This window comes from Stenotrophomonas sp. STEN022 (assembly GCF_056760155.1).
Map to the genome: position 1 here is coordinate 1 of NZ_JBRREG010000012.1, position 20,792 is coordinate 20,792.

Here is a 20,792-nt window from a genome sequence, read left to right on the forward strand (position 1 = left end):
CCGCACGCCGCAACGCGGGACGGCTGACCCCCGGCCCGTGCGCGCGGCGGGGGCCGGCCGGCACCCGACTTCGGAGGAAGTTTCGGTTGCGCCGCCACGGCGGCGCAGCCACCCCCGACACCAGCGATCGAGCTAATCATGAATATCAATCTCACCCTCTTTGCACAGGCCCTGGCCTTTGCTTTGCTGATCTGGATCATCGCGACCAAGATCTGGCCGCCGTTGTTGAAGGCCATTGAAGAGCGCCAGCAGAAGATCGCTGAGGGCTTGGCCGCTGCCGACCGCAGCCAGAAAGATCTGGCGCAGGCGGAAGTAAAGGTCAACGAGGCACTGAAAGAAGCCCGTGGCAAGGCCAACGAGATCATCGACCAGGCGCACGCCCGTGCGAACCAGATCGTTGAAGCCGCCAAGAACGAAGCCATCGCCGAAGCCACCCGCCAGAAAGACCTGGCCCAGGCTGAAATCGACGCTGCCGCCAACCGTGCCCGTGAAGATCTGCGCAAGCAGGTGTCTGCCCTGGCCGTGACCGGCGCCGAAAAGCTGCTCAAGCGCGAAATCGATGCCAACGCCCACAAGGCGCTGCTCGACGAGCTGGCTGCGGAGATCTGATCGATGAGCCAGGCCCTCACGCTTGCCCGCCCGTACGCCCGCGCCGCTTTCGCGATTGCGCGTGAGGAAGGCAAGTTCGCGCCGTGGTCGGACGCGCTTGCGTTCTCCGCCCGCGTTGCAGCCGATCCGCGCGTGTCGGCCTTGCTGTCGAATCCGCAGCTGAGCCGCGGCGATGCCGTCGCCCTGCGGACTCCGGCCGCGACCAGCGATCCCTACGGGCGCTCCCTGCCTCTGCGGGCCTAAGGCCGCCGCCTGCAGCAGCTGCCGGAAATCTCCGGTCTGTTCGAGCAGCTGCGCGCTGAAGCCGAACACGTGGTCAAGGCCACCGTCACCTCGGCCGCCGAACTGTCGGGCGAGGAACTGGACAAGATCAAGGCTGCGCTGCGCAAGCGTTTCGGCCGCGACGTCGAGGTATCGACCGCGGTGGACGCTTCGCTGATCGGCGGCGCCGTGATCGATGCCGGCGACGTGGTCATCGATGGCTCGCTCAAGGGCAAGCTGTCGCGCCTGCAGACCGCGCTCGCACACTGAATTCACATTACCGTCCGGCCACAAGCCGGCACTAGGACTTGACGATGGCTACCACGCTCAACCCCTCTGAAATCAGCGAACTGATCAAGACCCGCATCGAGAAGGTCGCCCTGTCCGCGGAATCGCGCAACGAAGGCACCGTCACCAGCGTGTCCGACGGCATCGTGCGCATCTTCGGTCTGGCCGACGTGATGCAGGGCGAAATGATCGAACTGCCGAACAACACCTTTGCCCTGGCACTGAACCTGGAGCGCGACTCGGTCGGCGCCGTGGTCCTGGGCGACTACCAGAACCTGCGCGAAGGCGACGTGGCCAAGACCACCGGCCGCATCCTGGAAGTGCCGGTTGGCCCGGAAATGCTCGGCCGCGTTGTCAACGCGCTGGGTGAGCCGATCGACGGCAAGGGCCCGCTGGGCACCGCGCTGACCGCTCCGGTGGAGCGCGTTGCTCCGGGCGTGATCTGGCGCAAGTCGGTCGACCAGCCGGTGCAGACCGGTTACAAGTCGGTCGACTCGATGATCCCGATCGGCCGTGGCCAGCGCGAGCTGATCATCGGTGACCGCCAGACCGGTAAGACGGCCATGGCGATCGACGCCGTGATCAACCAGAAGGGCACCGGCATCAAGTGCGTGTACGTAGCGATCGGCCAGAAGGCCTCGACCGTTGCCAACATCGTGCGCAAGCTGGAAGAGAACGGCGCCCTGGCCCACACCGTGGTCGTGGCTGCCACCGCTTCCGAATCGGCTGCGATGCAGTACATCAGCGCCTACGCTGGCTGCACCATGGGTGAGTACTTCATGGACCGCGGCGAAGACGCCCTGATCGTGTACGACGATCTGTCCAAGCAGGCTGTTGCCTACCGCCAGATCTCGCTGCTGCTGAAGCGCCCGCCGGGCCGCGAAGCCTACCCGGGTGACGTGTTCTACCTGCACTCCCGCCTGCTCGAGCGCGCAGCTCGCGTGTCGGAAGAGTACGTGGAGAAGTTCACCAACGGCGCCGTCACCGGCAAGACCGGTTCGCTGACCGCACTGCCGATCATCGAAACCCAGGCTGGCGACGTTTCCGCATTCGTTCCGACCAACGTGATCTCGATCACCGACGGCCAGATCTTCCTGGAAACCGACCTGTTCAACGCAGGTATCCGTCCGGCCGTCAACGCCGGTATCTCGGTGTCGCGCGTCGGTGGTTCGGCCCAGACCAAGATCATCAAGAAGCTGTCCGGCGGCATCCGTATCTCGCTGGCCCAGTACCGTGAGCTGGCTGCGTTCGCGCAGTTCGCCTCGGACCTGGACGAAGCCACCCGCAAGCAGCTGGAGCGCGGTCAGCGCGTCACCGAGCTGATGAAGCAGAAGCAGTACGCACCGATGTCGATCGCCGACCAGGCACTGTCGATCTACGCCGTCAACGAGGGCTTCCTCGACGACGTGCCGGTCAACAAGCTGCTCTCGTTCGAAGCCGGCCTGCATGCACACTTCGCCAACACCGCAGGTGAGTTGACCTCCAAGATCAACAGCACCGGCGCCTGGAACGACGACATCGAAGCTGCCTTCAAGAAGGGCATCGCCGATTTCAAGAGCACCGGCACCTGGTAAGAGCGTATGTAGAGCGGAGCCTTGCTCCGCTTCACACTGATAAAGCGGGGCATAGCCCCGCTCTACGGGAATAAGAGATGGCAAGCGGACGCGAAATCAAAACCAAGATCAAGAGCGTGCAGAACACCCGCAAGGTGACGCGCGCGCTCGAAATGGTCTCGGCCTCCAAGATCCGCAAGGCGCAGGATCGGATGAAGACCTCGCGTCCGTACGCGCAGGCGATGAAGCAGGTGATCGGTCACCTGGCCCAGGCCAGCACCGATTTCCAGCACCCGTTCCTGGTCGAGCGTGAGCAGGTCAAGCGCGTGGGTTACATCGTGATCTCTTCCGATCGCGGTCTGGCCGGCGGCCTGAACAACAACCTGTTCCGCAAGACGGTCGCGGAAATGCGCGACTGGCAGGACAAGGGCGCCGAGATCGACGTGGTGACCGTTGGCCAGAAGGCCGGCGCGTTCTTCCGTCGCGTCAACGTCAACATGGCCGCCTCGGTGGCCAACATCGGCGACCAGCCCAAGCTGGAAACGCTGATCGGCGTGATCAAGGTCATGCTGGATGCCTTCACCGAAGGCAAGGTTGACCGCGTCTACCTGGTCTACAACCGCTTCATCAACACGATGACGCAGAAGGCCAGCTTCGACCAGCTGCTGCCGTTGCCGGCCGCCGAAAAGCAGGTGGCTTCACACGACTGGGATTACCTGTACGAGCCCGACGCGGCAACTGTGCTTGAGCACGTGATCACCCGCTACATCGAATCGTTGGTGTATCAGGCGGTGCTGGAGAATGTTGCCTCCGAGCACGCAGCTCGCATGGTGGCGATGAAGGCGGCAAGCGACAACGCGAACAAGATGATCGGAACCCTGCAGCTGGTCTACAACAAGGCCCGCCAGGCAGCGATCACCCAGGAAATCTCCGAAATCGTCAGCGGCGCGGCAGCGGTCTAACGCGCGCAGTCAACAGCACACATTTAGAGGATGCAGCAATGAGTCAGGGCAAGATCGTTCAGATCATCGGCGCGGTCGTCGACGTCGAATTCCCGCGCACCGACGTGCCGAAGGTGTACGACGCGCTGAAGGTCGACAACACCGAAATCACGCTGGAAGTCCAGCAGCAGCTGGGTGACGGTATCGTCCGCGCGATTGCGCTGGGCTCGACCGACGGCCTGAAGCGTGGCCTGGTTGCCACCAACACCAACCGCGCCATCTCGGTGCCGGTCGGCGCTGGCACCCTGGGCCGCATCATGGACGTGCTGGGTCGCCCGATCGACGAAGCCGGTCCGGTGCAGGCTTCGGACAGCTGGGAAATCCACCGTTCGGCGCCGTCGTATGAAGACCAGTCTTCCTCGACCGAGCTGCTGGAAACCGGTATCAAGGTCATCGACCTGATGTGCCCGTTCGCCAAGGGCGGCAAGGTCGGCCTGTTCGGCGGCGCCGGCGTCGGCAAGACCGTCAACATGATGGAGCTGATCAACAACATCGCCAAGGCGCACAGCGGCCTGTCCGTGTTCGCCGGCGTGGGTGAGCGTACCCGTGAGGGCAACGACTTCTACCACGAAATGAAGGACTCCAACGTCCTCGACAAGGTGGCGATGGTGTACGGCCAGATGAACGAGCCGCCGGGCAACCGTCTGCGCGTTGCACTGACCGGCCTGACCATGGCGGAGTACTTCCGTGATGAGAAGGACGCCAGCGGCAAGGGCAAGGACGTGCTGCTGTTCGTCGATAACATCTACCGCTACACCCTGGCCGGTACCGAAGTGTCGGCACTGCTGGGTCGTATGCCGTCGGCGGTGGGTTACCAGCCGACGCTGGCCGAGGAAATGGGCGTCCTGCAGGAGCGCATCACCTCGACCAAGTCCGGCTCGATCACCTCGATCCAGGCCGTGTACGTGCCCGCCGATGACTTGACCGACCCGTCGCCGGCCACCACGTTCGCCCACTTGGATTCGACCGTGACCCTGTCGCGTTCGATCGCCTCGCTGGGTATCTACCCGGCCGTGGATCCGCTGGACTCGACCTCGCGCCAGATGGACCCGCAGGTCATCGGTACCGAGCACTACGACACCGCACAGCGCGTCCAGCAGACCCTGCAGAAGTACAAGGAACTGAAGGACATCATTGCCATCCTGGGTATGGACGAACTGTCCCAGGAAGACAAGGAAGCCGTGTCGCGCGCCCGTAAGATCGAGCGCTTCTTCAGCCAGCCGTTCCACGTGGCCGAAGTGTTCACCGGCTCGCCGGGCAAGTACGTGCCGCTGAAGGACACCATCCGTGGCTTCAAGGCCATCGTCGATGGCGAATACGACCACCTGCCGGAGCAGGCGTTCTACATGGTCGGCGGCATCGAAGAAGCGGTCGAGAAGGCCAAGAAGATGGCTGAAAAGGCCTAATAACCACGTAGGGCGGAGCATGCTCCGCACACGCGGCAACCTGCGGTGGGCGCAGGCCCACCCAACCAGGCGAAGAGAGATCCATGAGCACCATCCGTTGCGACATCGTCAGTGCCGAGCAGCAGATCTTCAGCGGCGAAGCGACCCTGGTCGTGGCCACCGGTGAGCTGGGCGAGCTGGGCATCGCGCCCAAGCACGCACCGCTGATCACCCGTCTGAAGCCGGGTAAGGTCGTGGTCACCACCGCTGCAGGCGAGCACCTGGATTTCGCCATTTCCGGCGGCATCCTGGAAGTACAGCCGCAGGTCGTGACCGTGCTGGCCGACACCGCCATCCGCGCTACCGACATCGATGAAGCGTCGGTGCGCAAGGCCAAGGAAGAAGCAGAGCGCGTGCTTGCCCACCGTGGCGAAGCCATGGAACTGGCCGAGGCACAGCAGAAGCTGGCCGAAGTCACCGCCCAGCTGCAAGCCCTGGAGCGTCTGCGCCGCAACCTCAAGCACTGAGGATTGCAGCAGCATCAAGAAAAACGCCGGCCAACGCCGGCGTTTTTTTTTGAGGCATGCTTTTGTAGTGCCGAGCCATGCTCGGCAGGGGCTCTACCAGTAAAGCCAACCGGTAGTGCCGAGCCATGCTCGGCAAGGGCATTACCAGTAAATCCTCTGCCGAGCATGGCTCGGCACCACAACAGCCTGCTCAGCGATACACCACATGGCGTAGCGCGAAGAAGTTCACCACCGCCAGGCCCAGCTCGACCACTGGCTTGGCCAACCACGCATATTGCAGGCCAAGCGACTGTGCGACCCAGTCGATCAGACCAGTGCTGATCACGGTCATCAGCAGCCATAGCACCCAAAAACGTGCGAAGCGCTTCCAACCATGGCGCTGCTCGCCCTGCGTGGCAAAGGTGTAGCGGCCATTGAGCCAAAAACCAAGCACCGCGCCGCTGATCCGCCCCAGCAGATTGCCTGGTGCCACCGGTAGGCCGAGCGCGGTGGCGGCGACAAACACACCCCAGTCCAGGGCCAGCTGCAGCAGGCCAATAGCGATGTACTGACTGCCTTGACGGAACAGGCTCATGGACGCAGCGGTTCGAGTGATGGCCTGCAATGCTACCCCCTTGCGCTTAGAATCCAGAGACCCTCGAAGGAAGCTGTACGCATGACCCAGCCGCTGCACGTCATCATCCTCGCCGCCGGCGCCGGCAAGCGCATGAAATCGCTGTTGCCCAAGGTGCTGCAACCCATCGCCGGGCAGCCGATGTTGGCCCACGTGATTGCTACCGCCCGCGAACTGCAGCCGGTTGGCATCCACGTGGTCTACGGCCATGGTGGCGAAGCCGTACGTGCGGCCTTCGCCGATCAGCAGGACCTGCTGTGGGCCGAACAGCGCCAGCAACTGGGCACCGGCCATGCGGTGCAACAGGCCATGCCCAATGTGCCCGATACCGCGCAGGTGTTGGTGCTGTACGGTGATGTGCCATTGATGCGCGCGCAGACGCTGGGCGCGCTGTTGAACAACGGCCCGCGTCTGGCGGTACTGGTGGCTGAGCTGGATGACCCCAGCGGCTACGGTCGTGTCGTCCGTGATGCCGAAGGCAAGGTCGCAGCCATCGTCGAGCAGAAGGATGCCAGCGACGAACAGAAGCGTATCCGCACGGTGAACACCGGCATCATCACCGCCGAGTCCACCGCGCTGCGCCGCTGGCTATCGGGTCTTTCCAACCGCAACGCGCAGGGCGAGTACTACCTGACCGACGTGTTCGCCTCGGCCGCCAACGAATATGCGCCGGCCGAGCTGGTGCTGGTAGCCGATGCCCAGGAGGCCGAAGGTGCGAACGATCCCTGGCAGCTCTCGCAGCTGGAACGGGCATGGCAGGTGCGCGCCGCCAAGGCGCTGTGCGAGCAGGGTGCGCGTCTGCTGGACCCCTCGCGCTTTGATCAACGCGGCACGGTCAAGGTCGGCCGCGACGTGCAGATCGACGCCAACGTGATTCTGGAGGGCGAGGTCGAGTTGGGCGATGGCGTCAGCATCGGTGCCTTCGTGCGATTGAAGAACGTCAAGCTTGGTGCGGGTACCGAAGTTCGCCCGCATTGCGATCTGGAAGGTGTGATCAGCGAAGGCGCAGCCCAGATCGGTCCGTTCGCGCGGCTGCGCCCGGGCACCGTGCTGGCCGATGGAGTGCACGTGGGCAACTTCGTGGAGACCAAGAAGGTAACGCTGGGCAAGGGCAGCAAGGCCAACCATCTCACTTATCTGGGTGATGCGGTGATCGGCAGCGGCACCAACATCGGTGCCGGCACCATCACCTGCAACTATGACGGCGTGAACAAGTTCCAGACCACGATCGGTGACAAGGTCTTTGTCGGCTCCAACAGCTCGCTGGTGGCACCAGTGACAATCGAGGACGGTGCCACCATTGGTGCCGGCTCGGTGATCACCCGCACCGCGCCGGCAGGCCAGCTGACGGTGGCCCGCACACGCCAGCAGACCCTTGAAGGCTGGACCCGTCCTGTCAAAAAGTCCTGAACCAAGGTTGGCGCAGTGCGGTGAGCTCGCGCTGCTGCCACTGATAGAAGCGCAGGCGGGTGAACGCCTGCGTGGACATCCTGCTGCGATGGTGTTTGCAGCGAGTCCAACCGAGCCAGCGTTGTTCGAACAGGCTTGGCAGCGTGGAATGTTGTGGGTCATCGTCAGTGAACAGCAACTGGCCGGCTATCTGATGGCAGGTGTGCTTGGTGCTGACTTCCATATCCAGCAGATGGACGTTGCACCGACGCATGGCCGCAAAGGCTTGGGCCGTGCCTTGCTGCGGCACGCGTTGCGGCAGGCGAGGGCATCAGGACATCACCGGGCGGTGCTCACCACCTTGAGCGACGTGGCCTGGAATGCCCCCTTCTATGCCAGCGAGGGTTTCAGTGAATGGCCATCGCATGCGTGGAGCGCAGGCATGCGCGAGGTGATGGCGGCGGAGGCAGCGGCGGGCTTTCCAATGGAGTTGCGGTTGGCGATGCAGCGGATCTTGCCGTAGCCGTAAACCGCTTCTTGTGGGAGCAGCGTAAGCCGCGAAGCCGGTGCAACATCAAAGGCGGTAAAGCCAACCCCTCCCCGACCCTCCCCTTTGCTGCGCAAAAGGGAGGGGGCGTAGTGCCGAGCCATGCTCGGCAAGGCCTTCTCCGTGACCCCACCGATTTGCAGGAGCGGCGTAAGCCACGAAGCCAGGACAGTTTCAGATAACCGGTGGTGCGGGTGCTGATGCTGATGCTGATGCTGATGCGGTATCAGCTTCGCGGCTGATGCCGCTCCCACAACCATGGTTACGCCCGCTTAGTCGTGTGGCAGCAGGATCGCCACGCACAGGCCGCCGTCCTTGCGGTTCTGCAGGGAGATGCGACCGCCATGTGCCTCGATGATCTCGCGGGTCAAGGCCAGGCCAAGGCCGGTGCCATTGCGCTTGGTTGAATAGAACGGCATCAATGCGTTCTGCAGTACCGCTTCGTTCATGCCGGTGCCGCGATCCAATACCTCGATGCGCAGCCAGTTGGGCAGGCGCGCGATACGCACTTCCACCGAATCATCGGGTGCGCCATTGTCAGCACCGGCTTCGTGCGCATTCTTCAGCAGGTTCAGCAGGGCCTGCGAAAACTGCGATTGATCCAGGCGGCTGTACTGCTCGTCGACCATCGGCGCCATGCGGAAGCTGATCTGCTGCTGCAGGCCGTGCAGGAACTGGCTCCAGGCCACGGTCTGCAGCTGCGGCTGCGGCAGCTTGGCGAAACGTGCATAGCCGCGGATGAAACCCTCCAGATGACGGGCGCGTTCTTCCACCGTGCCGAAGATATCTTCAAGGCGATCATGGCGGCCGCGTCGTACCAGTTCGGCGCCGGAATGCGCCAGCGAAGCAATCGGTGCCAGGGAGTTGTTGAGCTCGTGGCTGATCACGCGGATCACCTTCTTCCAGGTCTGTACTTCCTGGCGGCGTAGCTCTGCGGTGAGCAGGCGCAGCAGCAGCAATTCGTGCGGGCGGCCATTCAAATGGAAGGCACGACGTGACAAGTGGTAGATCTGCTCGTCGTCATCATCGTCTTCGGCGGCATCCGGATCACGCACCGCGAACAGGCTGTCGCCGCCGCGGGCAATGGCATTGCGCAGCTCGATCGGCATGTTCTCCAGCAACTCGTGCATGCGCTGACCCTCAAGCTTCCAGCCACCATGCAGCAGCTTGCGCGCAGCGGTGTTGGAGAAGGTCACCCGTTGCACGCCATCGCCACCATCGGTCAGCAGCAGCATCGCCACCGGCGTGTTCTGCACCATGGTGTCGAGCAGCAGCTCGCGCTGCACCAGCGATTGCCGCTGCTCGCGCAGCACATCGCCCAATTCGGCATGGGCCTGCACCAGCTGCGCGAACTCATCGTGGCCGCGCCAATGCACGCCGAAGTTGAACTCGCCATCGCGGTAACTGCTGGTGGTGCCGGCCAGCGCCCGTAGCAGCGAGCGGATCGGCGCGGTGGCGCGGCTCAGCGCCCACCACATCGCGGCCAGCAGCAGGAGGGTAGACACGCTTACCACCACCCAGCCACGGTCCATCCAGTAGGCCAGGAACCATGGCAGGGCCGCAGCAAGTGCCAGCACCGGCAGCAGGCGCAGGAACAGGGTGAAGGTGAAGGAGCGCGTTTTCACTGATGGGTGCTCACTCGCGCGGGATACCGTGGCGATCCATGCGGCGGTACAGCGCTTGCCGGCTTAAACCCAGTTCGGCGGCAGCCTGGGCGATGACGCCGCCAGCACGTTCCAGAGCGCTGACAATGTGCTCGCGATCGGGCTCGTCCGCCGGTGCGGTAGGCCGCGCGGGTGCACGTGGCAGGTTCAGGTCGGCGACTTCGATGCGCGAGCCCTGTGCGAGCAGGGCGGCGCGCTGGATCACATTGCGCAGCTCGCGCACGTTGCCCGGCCAGCTGTGGCGCTGCAGTGCCTGTAATGCCGGCGCCGACAGCGGTTTGCCATCGGCGAGGAAGTACTGTGCCAGCGGCAGGATGTCCTCGCGGCGCTCAGCCAGCGGCGGCAGGCTGAGCTCGACCGTGTTGAGCCGGTAGTAGAGATCCTCGCGGAAGCTGCCCGCACGGATCATCGCTGGCAGGTCGGCATTGGTAGCGCTGACCACGCGCACCTTCACCTGCCGCTCGCGGTTGGAGCCCAGCCGCTCGAAACGGCCGGTTTCCAGCACACGTAGCAGTTTCATCTGCCCGGTCAGCGACAGGTTGCCGATTTCGTCCAGGAACAAGGTGCCGCCATCGGCGGCCTCGAACTTGCCTTCGCGGGCCTTGTTGGCACCGGTATAGGCACCGGCTTCGGTACCGAACAGTTCGGCTTCGATCAGCTCGGAGGGAATGGCGCCACAGTTCAGTGCGACGAATGGGCCTTTCTTGTGCGCGGAGTTGGCCTGGATGATCTCGGCGATCTTTTCCTTGCCTGCGCCGTTGGGGCCGGTGATCAACACCGGCAGTTCCGAGCGCGCGACCTGGCAGGCGAGGGCGATGATGCGCTCGCTGGACGGGTCGGCGAATACCAGCCCGCGCAGATCGTAGCGGTCATGCAGGGCCTGTTGCTGGCGCTGCTCGCGGGCACGGCGGCGGGCCAGCTCGCGGCGCGCCTCGGCCAGTTCCAGCAGGTTGTTGACCGTGGTCAGCAGGCGGCCGTCATCCCAGGGCTTGGCCAGGTAGTCGGAGGCGCCGGCCTTGACCAGTTCCACCGCGCTGTCCAGGTGCGTCCAGGCGGTGAGCAGGATCACCGGCAGGTCCGGATGCGCCTGGCGGATGCGCCGGAACAGATCCTGGCCTTCCTCGCCGGAGGTGGTGTCGGCGGTGAAGTTCATGTCCTGCAGGACCAGATCGAATTCATGTTCGGCCAGCATCGCCAGGCCCTGCTCGGGCGAGGTGGCATGGCGGGTGTCGATGTCGTGCAGGGAGAACAGCACATCCAGCGCGGTGGCCACGGCGGTGTTGTCGTCGATGATCAGGATCTGTGGCATCAGTTGTCGCAGAAGAAGATAAGGGGACGCAGCGCTGGCGCCGAAGTCAGCACATTACACGCTGCGGGTCGCGCTGGCAGGTGGCAATTGCGCTGCACGCCGTGCCGGTGCTGCGACCGCTACTTGCCCGAGCAGCAACATCAAGCCGCCGGCAACCAGCAGATAGGCCCATGGCAGCCGTGGCAGCTCGTAATGCTGCATCAACCACTGGTTGATCAGCAACGCCAGCAGCAGGCCGATCAGCAGCCCACCCACGGTCAGCAGCAGGTTCTCGGCGAGGAAGTGGTGCATCACCTGGCTGCGGGTGGCGCCAAGAGCACGACGGATGCCGATCTGGCGGGTGCGTTGCTGTATCCAGTAGCCGCTGAGGCTGGCGATGCCGATCAAGGTGATGGTGGCGACAACCGCGTTGACCGTGAGCAGCAGCCATACCGCGGCGCGGCGGTTGCGCATGCCGTTGCTGCGCAACTGCTCGTAACTGGACACGACCGGGTTGAAGCTCTTTGCCATCTGTCCGGCATAGACCGTCTGCAGTACGCCAGGCACGGCCTTGATCACCGCATCGCGCTGATCGGCCTCGGCGCGTACCACGAAACTCAGCAGTGGCAGGCCCGCCGGGCGTCGCGGCAACAGGATGGCGTACTCGGCCTTGCCGTCGTCCAACTCGCTGAGCTGGTAGCGCAGCAGGTGGGCGACAACACCGACAACTACATAGTGGCTGCTGTCATCGCCAGAGGTGAGCGCCTGCCCGACCGGATTGCCATCGAACAGGATTCGGCCCAGAGCCTCGGTGATGATGATGGGCGTGCTGGCACTGTTGGCATCGTCACCGAGCTGCAGATCGGCGTACTCGTTGTCGAGGAAGTCGCGGCCACGGCTGAGCTGCAGGCCCAGCGTGTCGATCAGCTGCTTGCCGATGAAGCCGCTGACCTGCACGGTGGGGCCGTTGGGTGACTTCAGGTCATAGACCATGGTCAAGGTTTCGCGCATCGGTGCGCCAACCACGGCGGTGGCACGCTTGACGCCCGGAATCTGTGCAAGTGCATCGGCACCGGCGCTGGCCTGTGCCGCAGTCCAGTTGCCATCCGGGCGCACCACCTGGTCGATGACGATGACTTCCTTGTCGGCGATGCCATCGTCGATCAACAGCGGCCCTGCTTGTTGCGCGAGCAGAAACAAGGTGTTGCACAGGATGGCGCAGGCCACGGTGATCTGCAGCACGATCAACCAGGGCATCAGCGGCTGGCGGCGCATGGAGGAGAGCAGCGGATTCATGCGATAGCCTTGTTCATAGGGTTTTGACCTGCAGCGCGGGTTCCTGGCGCGCAGCACGGATGGCTGGCAGCAGACCGACCACCACGCCGGTGATTACCGCCATCAACAGCAATGCAGCAAACAGGGCTGGGCTCAGCCGTGCCAATGATGAATAAGCTTCGCCCTGCTGGCGCATCAGCCACAGGCCGGCCAGCGTCAGCGGCAACGCCAGCAATCCACCCAGCAAACCGGCCAAGGTGGACTCCACCAGGCAGGCGGCGATGATCGAACGACGCGGCGCGCCCAGTACACGACGCACACCATGCTCACCGGCACGGCGCAGGAAGCGCGCTGCCAGCAGGCCGGCAACATTGACCAGGCACAACACCAACAAGCCCGCCGCAAGCCAAAGATTCAAGCGCACGCTGTCCGGCACCACGCGGTTGGTATGCAACCACTGCGCCATCGACTGCAGGCGGGTGTTGGCTGCGCGCGCGAAGATGCCGGCGGTATGGCGATCGGTAGCAAAGCTCTGCAGGCTTTGTGCGTAGTTGTCGCGCTGCTGTGCATCCTTCAACTCCGCCCACAGCACCAGCCATCGGCATTGCTGGGTATCGATCTGATCGAAGCGGAAGCCGCCGAAGCCATTGCCATCGCAGATGCGGGTGCTGGTGATCTCTGCGCCTGACGCCAGCACCGCCTCGGCGGGTGCGAACAGCTCATCGCCATCGCCGTCCCAACCGGCATTGTTTGAAGGCAGGAAATGCGGGCGCGGGCGGGGCGCCCAACGCTCGCTGATGCCGATGACGTGGAAGTTGTGCTTGCCCACACGGATCTCGGCGCCGGTGCCGTCTTCGCGCCCCAGCAGGTGTTGGCTGAGTGCGCGGCTGATGATCACCACCGGTGTACGTGCGGCTTCTTCTTCCGCTGTCCAGGAACGCCCGTAGCGCAGCGGTACGCCGAATACCTGCAGCATCGGGCCGATGGCCAGGCTGGTCGAAACGTTCTTGCTGAGCGTGTTGTCGGTGTTGCTGACGGTCAGCGGGGCGGTGAGCAGGGCCACTTGTGGGACATCCGGGCGTAGCTGGCGCATCGCCTGCACGTCGGCCAGCTTCCACAGCGGCGGCACCGGCGAGCCGTCACCGTAGCTGTCGCTTTCACCACTTTTTGCCGCCTCGCGCGAGTCTGCCCAGGCCAGGTGCAGGTTGTGGCTGATGCCGGGCAGCGGGTCGGCGGCCAATACCGACAACAGCGTGAGCATGGTCATCACCGAGGCCAGGCCCAGGGCAAGGGTGAGTACGACCAGCGCCATCGTCCTTGGGTGGCGGATGCAACCACGCAGTCCGGTTTCCAGCGTGTAGTTCATGGCGTGGATACTGCCGCCGCGCGGTGCGCATAGCTCAGCACCCGCGTTGCCTGCCACTGACCATCGCGCAGGCGCCAGATGATGACGAAGTCGGCTACGCCATCACAGTGTTCGCCCTTCAGATCACAGAATTGGTGCTGGCCTTGTTCGATGGCGCCGAAGTCCTTGATCGGGAATACCTCCAGCGTGCCTGGTAGCAACTGCCGGGTGTAGTTGCCGCAGGCATGCTTGCGGGTGTTCGCCAGCATGGCATCGCGGGTCCAGGTGACACCGCCGTTGTCGTGGTAGAACTCCACTGCCGGGTCGAAGTAGCTGGCGTGCTTTTCGAACTGGGCTGGATCGCTGCAATGGTTGAAGCTGTCGAACATGCCGTGGTCGAGTGCGGCGATGGTGTCGTGCAGGCTGGCATTGTCAGCATCGGCTGCATGGGCTGGGATCACCAGCAGCGGGCACAGCATCAGCAGCAGGGACGGCAGCTTGGTTTTCATCGAGGCGACTCCGGCGAACATTGGAAGTGAATCAGGCGGCACGCGTGGCTACCGCTGGTGGGACGGCCGCTGCGCGTCGCGCGGGGCCGAGCACGGCGAATTGGCCCAGCAGCAACAGCAGCAGCGCTGCGATGGGTAGATAGATCAGCGGCAGGCGCGGCAGCTCGTACTGGCTCATCAGCACCAGGTTCAGCGCATAGGCCAGCATCAGTCCAAGGACGATGCCGGCGCTGCTCAGCAGCAGGTTTTCCAGCTGGAAGGAGCGAAGGATATGCTTGCGGGTGGCGCCCAGTGCGCGACGGATGCCGATCTGACGGGTGCGCTGCTGCATCCAGAAGCTGGCAAGGCCAACGATGCCGAATGCGGTTACTGCCAGCAGCGCGATGCTCACCGCCAGCAGCAGCCAGATCACCGAGCGGTCGCGGTGATGGAAGTCATCGCGCATCCGCGACAGCGTGCCTTGTTGTTCGATGATGCGGTTGGGGTCGGTTTTGTTGAGTGCCGCAATGGCGGCCTTGAGCACGGCCTCCCGCTGCTCAGGAGCGGTGCGCAGCGCATAGGCGCCATTGGAGACCCGGACCGGGAAAACCATGCTGTCGAAGCGGTTGTTGAACTCGCCGGCTTCCCCTGGTGCCAGCAGGTCATCGATTACGCCCACGACCTGGGTTGGCTTGCTACCCCAGACATAGATGTTGCTGCCCACCGCGTTGCCATCTGGAAACATGGACTTGGCCAGTGAGTGGCTCAACAGAACGCTCGGTACCACCGGGCTGGCGCCGGCGCCATTGAAGGCGCTGTTCTCCAGGTATTCGTCGGGCTTGAAGCCGCGGCCTTCGCGCAACTGCAGGCCAAAGGTCGGCAGCAACTGGCCGTCGTCCATGTAGTTGGTGGCATGTACTGTCGGACGCACCTGGTCCGGTTGCAGGCGTATGCCCGAGCCCCAGACATTGTCACCATAGGGAATCTGGTTGATGCTGCTGGCCGCTCTGACCCCGGGGACGGCAGCAAGTGTGGCCAGATCCTGTTTGCGCGGGGCATCGTAATTGACGTCCGGCAGCAGGCTGCTGGTGGCCAGGTAGACCAGCTCGTCCTCGGCCACGCCGCTTTTCAGCTGTAGCTGCGCAATGCGGTTGTTGATGATGAAAACCGCATTGCAGATGATGGCGCAGCTGATCGCGATCTCGAATATGACCAGCAACGCAGCGATCTTGTGCCGGGACAGCATCGACAGGATGGGGCGGATGTCCAAAGGGGTTCTCCGTGGCGGCGTAAGCTGCCGTTGCTCGCTGGATGGATTCAATGCCATCGCGTCATTGGCTCTTGAGCTGCAATGCAGGTGGGATCTGCATTGCCCGCCAGGCTGGCAGCAGCCCCGCAAGCAGACTCACGCCAACGGCCAGAACGAAGGTCATCCACAGGGTGGTGAGATCCATCTGCGCCAACTGTGCGTACTCATCCGGTTGCTGGCGGATCAGCCACAGACCGATCGCGGCGAAGCCCAGCCCCAGCACTCCGCCGGCCAGCCCGATTGAACCTGCTTCGACAAGGCATTGTTTGAAGATGTCCGCGCGTGAGGCGCCCAGCGATCGACGGACGCCGATCTCGCCGCTGCGGCGCAGGAACTTGGCCAGCAGCAGGCTCACCGTATTGATCAGGCAGACCAGCAGGAAGCCGAAGGCCAGCCACATCTGCAGGCGCACGTCGTTGGGTACGATGCGGTTGAAGTCCAGCCAGCCCATCACGTCATGCAGGCGCACATTGGTGGGGCGCTCGAAGCGGCCACTGGCGCGCTGGCTATCGGAATAGTCAGCCAGGTACTTCAGGTAATCGCGGGCCTTGTCCGGCGTGTCCAGCTGCACCCAGTACTGCAACCAGGCGCAGGGTGCGGTCAGGCCGCGATTGCCTTCGCCGCCATCGCTGCTGCCCCAGCAGGTCATGCTGCCCTGGGTATCCAAGGTCAGTGCGCGCGAGGTGGAGAACGGCAGCAGGACCTGTTCGTCGCCGCCATAACGCTGGCTGGTCAGGTCATAGAAGCGCGGCGTCGGCTTCCAGTTGCCGAGCACGCCGACCACCTGGAACACACCTTGCGGCAGGCGCAGCTGCTTGCCGATGGCGTCGTCCGTGCCGTACAGCCGTTGCGCCAGTTTGCGATCAATGACCGCAACCAAGGCGCGGCCATCATCCTCGGCCGCGCTCCAGGCATTGCCGGCGGCCAGCGGGACTTCGAACATCGGGAAAAAGTCAGCCGAGGTATAGCGCGTCATCACCCGGAACGGCTGCGTGGCCCTACCCGTAGGAAGCACCGTCACCGATCCGGCAGACATCAGCGCCTGGCGGTCGCCACGCTTCTGCCGCAGCAACTCCTCGGCGTCGTAGCGGGTCATCTGCGCCAGCGGATCCGATTCCAGCGTGGCGTCCTTGCCCAGGCTGCGCGGTTCCAGCTGCGGGTAGAACAGCTGCTGGCTCTTGCGTGGAATCGGATCCCCTGACAGTACGAAGTACAGGCCAAGGGTGGTCATGGTCGCGCCGATGCCGACCGCAATGGTCAGCACCATCAAGGTGGTCAGCACCTTGTTGCGGCCGAAGCCGCGCCACGCCAATTGCAGGTAATAGCCGAACATGTCCCTTCCTTGAGCCGACGGATCAGGTGCTGCGGGTGGCCACCGCCGGTGGAATCGATGCTGCCTTGCGGGCGGGGCCGAACACCGCGATCTGGCCCAGCAGCCACAACAGCACCGCACCTACCGGCAGATACAGCAGCGGCAGGCGCGGCAGCTCGTAGCGGCCCATCAGCCACTGGTTGAGCAGGTAGGCCAGCAACATGCCGACCACGATGCCGATACCGGCCAGCAGGAAGTTCTCGGTCTGGAAGTAGCGCAGGATCTGTGCGCGGGTGGCACCCAGCGCACGACGGATGCCGATCTGCTTGGTGCGCTGCTGCACCCAGAAGCTGGCCAGGCCGATGATGCCCAGTGCGGTCACCAGCAACAGCAGGCCGCTGACGATCAGCAACAGGCCGATCATGTCGCGGTCATTGGCGAAGTTCTTGGCACGCTTTTCTTCAACGGTCTGTTTGGTCCAGACCAGGCGGTTGGGATCGTTCTTGTCCAGCGTCGCCAACGCCTGCTTCAACACCTCATTGCGACGGCCCGGGTCGGTGACGCGCAGGATGTAGCGGCCGCCATTGGAGAAGTTCATGCGGATCGGAAAGATGAGCGAGTGGGTGCGGTTGTTGTCCTGCATGTTCGGACGCAGCAGGGTCTGCGCCACGCCCACCACGGTCACCGGGATGTTGGCCATGTACAGCGTCTTGCCAACTGCATTGCCGTCCGGGAAGAACTGCTTGGCCATGGCTTCGGTGAGGATGGCCGGTGCTTTCAGCTTGCCCAGGTCTTCCACCTTCTCCAGCACGTCGCTGCTCTGGTACTCATCGGCATTGAAATCGCGGCCGGCGACCAGCTTGACTCCCAGGGTCTTGAGCGCGTTCTCGCCCACCATGTACTGGGCACCATTGATCGACTGCGCTTCGGGCTCCGCGGTGGCTGCCAGCGAGGTATTCCAGGACCCACCCTGGAACGGCAGCTGGTTGACGATGGCCACGCTCTCGACGCCGGGGATGCCACGCAGCGAGGCGATGTCCTCGGCGGTGCGGGCGTCGGCATCAACCTGCTCACCAATGCCGCTCAGGCCGATCTCGATCAGGTGGTTGTCATCGATGCCGCTGGCCAGCTGCATGGCGTCGATGCGCTGCGACACGATGAACAGTGCGTTGCAGATGATGGCGCAGCTCAGCGCGATCTCCAGCACGATCAGTGCGGCGGCTGTCTTGTGCCGCGACAGCGTGGAGAGGATGGGGCGGATTTCCATGAGGTTTCTCCGGGGAAGCGTGGAGCTGGGAATGGGGTTTGGTTGGGAGAGGCGAGGGCAACTGCCAAAGCACCCCTCCCCGGCGCTCCCCTGCGCGTTGCGCAAGGGAGGGGGTAATGGCGTTACTGGCTCTTGAGCTGCAATGCCGGGGTTACCTGCATGGCGCGCCAGGCAGGCAGGATGCCGGCGAGCATGCTGGCCAGCACCGCCAGGGCGAAGGTGACCAGCAGCATCGAGCCATCCAGGTGGGCGAGCGAGGCGTACTCGGCCGGCCGCTGGCGTACCGCCCACAGGCCAAACAAGGCGAATACCAGTCCGAGCAGGCCGCCGGCCAGGCCAATCGTGCCGGCCTCGATCAGGCACTGCTTGAAGATTTCGGCGCGGCTGGCGCCCAGTGCACGGCGCACGCCGATCTCACCGCTGCGACGCAGGAACTTGGCCAGCAGCAGGCCAACGGTATTGACCAGGCAGACCAGCAGGAAGCCGAAGGCCAGCCACATCTGCAGGCGCACGTCGCCCGGCACCGCATTGCGGTATTCCATCAGGTCCATGACATCACGCAGGCGGGTGTTGGCCGGGCGCTCGAAGCGGCCGGCAGCGCGCTGCTGCTCGGAGTAGTTGTCCAGGTAGGCCTTGAAGTCCTTGGCATCGCCGGGCGAGTTCAGCTCGACCCAGTACTGGATCCACGAGCACGGCACGTTCACTGCGGTGGCGTCATTGACCAGCTCGCGGCCGAAGCAGTTCATGCTGCCATTGCGGCCCAGCTTGAGTTCCAGGGCGGTGCTGAAGGGCAGGTAGACATCCTCCTCGGAGTCGAACTTGCCCGAGTACAGGTCGTAGAACTTGGGGGCGGGCTTCCATTCCTTGAGCACGCCGACGATGCGCATGGCATTGCCCTCGACCAGCACTTCCTTGCCGATGCTGTTCTCGCCCTTGAACAACTTGTCATTGAGGGTGTCGCTGATCACCGCGACGCGACTGCGGCCCTGGTCCTCATCGCCACTCCAGCCCTGGCCGAACGCGAATGGCGTGTCGAACATCGGGAAGAAGTCGGCTGAGGTGTAGCGCATGCTGATGCTGAAGGGCTTGAGCGCATCCACCCGCGGATCGACGATGCCGCTGCCGCCGGTCATCATCGCCTGGCGCGGCGCCTTTTTCTGCCGCAGCAGTTCTTCGGAATCGAAGCGTGTCATCTGCATTTCGGGCTCTTCGCCCGGCTTGTAGCCTTCCTTGGTGTAGGGGTCCAGCTGCACATAGAACAGACGATCGCTCTTGTGCGGGATCGGGTCACCGGACAGCACCTTGAACACTGTCAGGGTGGTCATCGCCGCACCGATGCCGAGCGCGATGGCCAACACCATCAGTGCGGTCAGGATCTTGTTGCGGCCGAAGCTGCGCAGCGCAAGTTTGAAGTAGTAACTGAACATGGACGATCCTTGGCAGCTCAGGCGCTGCGGGTGGCGACGATGGGCGGGATGGAAGCAGCGCGCAGGGCAGGGCCGATGACGGCGGCCTGGCCCAGCAAGCACAGCAGTACGGCACCCAGCGGCAGGTAATACAGCGGCAGCCGGGGAATCTCGAAGTAGTGCATCAACAACTGGTTGCCGGTGTAGGCCAGCAGCATGCCGAGCACGATGCCGGCGCTGGTCAGCAGCAGGTTCTCGGTCTGGAAGTAGCTGATGATCTGGCGGCGGGTCGCACCCAGCGCACGGCGCACGCCGATCTGCTTGGTGCGTTGCTGCACCCAGAAGCTGGCCAGGCCGATGATGCCCAGCGCGGTGACCAGCAGCATCACCAGGCAGATGCCAAGCAGCAGGCGGGTCATGCTGCGGTCCTGCTGGAAGTAGACTTCGCGCAGTTGCTGCAGTGTCTTGCTGTAGTCGGCGGAGATGATTGCCTCCGGCGTGACCTTGGGCGCGGCGGCGACGGCGTCGCTGACGATGCGTTGCAGGTCACGCGGGTTGGCGCGGATCACATAGGTGCCGGCCTGCGCATCGGAGGTCACTGGTACGATCACCGACCACTCCATGCCGGCCAGGCCGTTCTCGCTGCGGCCCGGGTCCGGCCGCGAGAAGTGCGCCAGCACGCCGGCCACGGTGAGCTGGTAGTCGCCCATCCACAGCTGCTTGCCCAGCGGGTCCTGGCCCGGCCACAAATGTTTGGCAAAGGCCTGGGTGATCCATACCTGGGCGTGCGTCGGCAGGAAATTCTCCACCGGCTGGTAGTCGGCGTCGCTGAACATGCGGCCCTGTACCGGCTTCAATTGCAAGGCATCGATGGCGCCCGCATCCATCAGGTAGAAATGTGGCACGCCGCCATGGTGCTTGCCTTCCGGGTCCAGTGAGACGCCGGCAGTACCGGCGCGCTGGCCGAACGGCACGGCGTTGAGCACGCCCACCGCCTGCACGCCGGCCTGGCTGCGCAGCTGTTGCAACCAGCGGCTGTTGATGTCGACCTCGCTGCAGGAGTCACAGTCGAGCAGGCTGAGTGTTGCGATGGAGGCCTCGTCGACGCCGCTGTTCATGCCGATCAGCTCCATCCGCGATGCGGCTAGGAACAGGGCATTGCACAGCACCGCGCAGGCCAGTGCGATTTCCAGCACGATCAGGCTGGCGGCGATGCGGTGCCGCGACAACGTGCTGATGATGGGTTTGATGTCCAGGGTCATCGC

General features: G+C 64.0%; 18 protein-coding genes and 1 pseudogene. 8 read left to right on the top strand and 11 right to left on the bottom strand.

Going from position 1 to position 20,792, the window contains the following annotated elements:
- Positions 1–138: 138 nt before the first annotated feature.
- The 6 genes and pseudogenes from ACVOMF_RS04345 (at position 139) to ACVOMF_RS04370 (ending at position 5,624) form a co-directional block, all read left to right on the top strand.
- The gene (locus tag ACVOMF_RS04345) at positions 139–609 is read left to right on the top strand and encodes a F0F1 ATP synthase subunit B (protein WP_296251133.1); all 471 of its coding nucleotides are present in this window, start codon (positions 139–141) and stop codon (positions 607–609) included.
- A gap of 3 nt (positions 610–612) precedes the next feature.
- A pseudogene (locus tag ACVOMF_RS04350) lies at positions 613–1,140 on the top strand (F0F1 ATP synthase subunit delta).
- Positions 1,141–1,184: 44 nt separating this feature from the next.
- A complete protein-coding gene (gene atpA / locus ACVOMF_RS04355; protein WP_282272809.1) occupies positions 1,185–2,732 on the top strand; it encodes a F0F1 ATP synthase subunit alpha in 1,548 nt (515 codons plus the stop codon).
- A 77-nt stretch (positions 2,733–2,809) separates the two neighbouring features.
- Entirely contained in the window at positions 2,810–3,673 is an 864-nt protein-coding gene (atpG, locus tag ACVOMF_RS04360) for a F0F1 ATP synthase subunit gamma (RefSeq protein WP_057626866.1), read from the top strand.
- Positions 3,674–3,711: 38 nt separating this feature from the next.
- Complete coding sequence (atpD, locus tag ACVOMF_RS04365; protein ID WP_282272807.1) at positions 3,712–5,118, top strand: F0F1 ATP synthase subunit beta; 1,407 nt, start codon at positions 3,712–3,714, stop codon at positions 5,116–5,118.
- Positions 5,119–5,201: 83 nt separating this feature from the next.
- Entirely contained in the window at positions 5,202–5,624 is a 423-nt protein-coding gene (locus ACVOMF_RS04370) for a F0F1 ATP synthase subunit epsilon (protein WP_481508170.1), read from the top strand.
- A 190-nt stretch (positions 5,625–5,814) separates the two neighbouring features.
- On the opposite strand, the gene ACVOMF_RS04375 is transcribed toward ACVOMF_RS04370, so the two are convergent.
- Positions 5,815–6,198 carry a GtrA family protein gene (locus ACVOMF_RS04375; protein ID WP_481508171.1) on the bottom strand — a complete coding sequence of 128 codons (384 nt, stop codon included), beginning with the start codon at positions 6,196–6,198 and terminating at the stop codon, positions 5,815–5,817.
- 81 nt (positions 6,199–6,279) lie between these two features.
- Between ACVOMF_RS04375 and glmU the strand changes: the two genes are divergently transcribed.
- Both glmU and ACVOMF_RS04385 read left to right on the top strand, forming a co-directional pair.
- Positions 6,280–7,647 (top strand): bifunctional UDP-N-acetylglucosamine diphosphorylase/glucosamine-1-phosphate N-acetyltransferase GlmU, encoded by a 1,368-nt coding sequence (gene glmU / locus ACVOMF_RS04380; protein WP_481508172.1) that lies wholly within the window; start codon positions 6,280–6,282, stop codon positions 7,645–7,647.
- A 7-nt stretch (positions 7,648–7,654) separates the two neighbouring features.
- Positions 7,655–8,149, top strand: coding sequence for a GNAT family N-acetyltransferase (locus tag ACVOMF_RS04385; protein WP_481508173.1), 495 nt, complete (start codon positions 7,655–7,657; stop codon positions 8,147–8,149).
- Between the two features lie 296 nt (positions 8,150–8,445).
- Here the strand turns inward: ACVOMF_RS04385 and ACVOMF_RS04390 are convergent, their stop codons facing one another.
- The 10 genes from ACVOMF_RS04390 to ACVOMF_RS04435 all read right to left on the bottom strand — a co-directional run bounded on the left by ACVOMF_RS04390 (position 8,446) and on the right by ACVOMF_RS04435 (position 20,789).
- Entirely contained in the window at positions 8,446–9,798 is a 1,353-nt protein-coding gene (locus tag ACVOMF_RS04390) for a sensor histidine kinase (RefSeq protein WP_481508174.1), read from the bottom strand.
- A 10-nt stretch (positions 9,799–9,808) separates the two neighbouring features.
- Positions 9,809–11,146 (bottom strand): sigma-54-dependent transcriptional regulator, encoded by a 1,338-nt coding sequence (locus ACVOMF_RS04395; protein WP_481508175.1) that lies wholly within the window; start codon positions 11,144–11,146, stop codon positions 9,809–9,811.
- A 54-nt stretch (positions 11,147–11,200) separates the two neighbouring features.
- On the bottom strand, positions 11,201–12,421 hold the full coding sequence (locus ACVOMF_RS04400; protein WP_481508176.1) for an ABC transporter permease: 1,221 nt from the start codon (positions 12,419–12,421) through the stop codon (positions 11,201–11,203).
- 13 nt (positions 12,422–12,434) lie between these two features.
- Entirely contained in the window at positions 12,435–13,766 is a 1,332-nt protein-coding gene (locus tag ACVOMF_RS04405; protein ID WP_481508177.1) for an ABC transporter permease, read from the bottom strand.
- Positions 13,763–14,254: a nuclear transport factor 2 family protein gene (locus ACVOMF_RS04410; protein WP_481508178.1), complete on the bottom strand. Its 492-nt coding sequence runs from the start codon at positions 14,252–14,254 to the stop codon at positions 13,763–13,765. The genes ACVOMF_RS04405 and ACVOMF_RS04410 overlap by 4 nt, the downstream gene beginning before the upstream one ends.
- 31 nt (positions 14,255–14,285) lie before the next feature.
- Entirely contained in the window at positions 14,286–15,503 is a 1,218-nt protein-coding gene (locus tag ACVOMF_RS04415; RefSeq protein WP_481508179.1) for an ABC transporter permease, read from the bottom strand.
- Positions 15,504–15,564: 61 nt separating this feature from the next.
- Positions 15,565–16,875, bottom strand: coding sequence for an ABC transporter permease (locus ACVOMF_RS04420; RefSeq protein WP_481508180.1), 1,311 nt, complete (start codon positions 16,873–16,875; stop codon positions 15,565–15,567).
- 22 nt (positions 16,876–16,897) lie between these two features.
- Positions 16,898–18,121, bottom strand: coding sequence for an ABC transporter permease (locus ACVOMF_RS04425; RefSeq protein ID WP_481508181.1), 1,224 nt, complete (start codon positions 18,119–18,121; stop codon positions 16,898–16,900).
- Positions 18,122–18,243: 122 nt separating this feature from the next.
- Positions 18,244–19,548 (bottom strand): ABC transporter permease, encoded by a 1,305-nt coding sequence (locus ACVOMF_RS04430; protein WP_481508182.1) that lies wholly within the window; start codon positions 19,546–19,548, stop codon positions 18,244–18,246.
- A 17-nt stretch (positions 19,549–19,565) separates the two neighbouring features.
- Complete coding sequence (locus tag ACVOMF_RS04435; protein WP_481508183.1) at positions 19,566–20,789, bottom strand: ABC transporter permease; 1,224 nt, start codon at positions 20,787–20,789, stop codon at positions 19,566–19,568.
- Between the last annotated feature and the right edge of the window lie 3 nt (positions 20,790–20,792).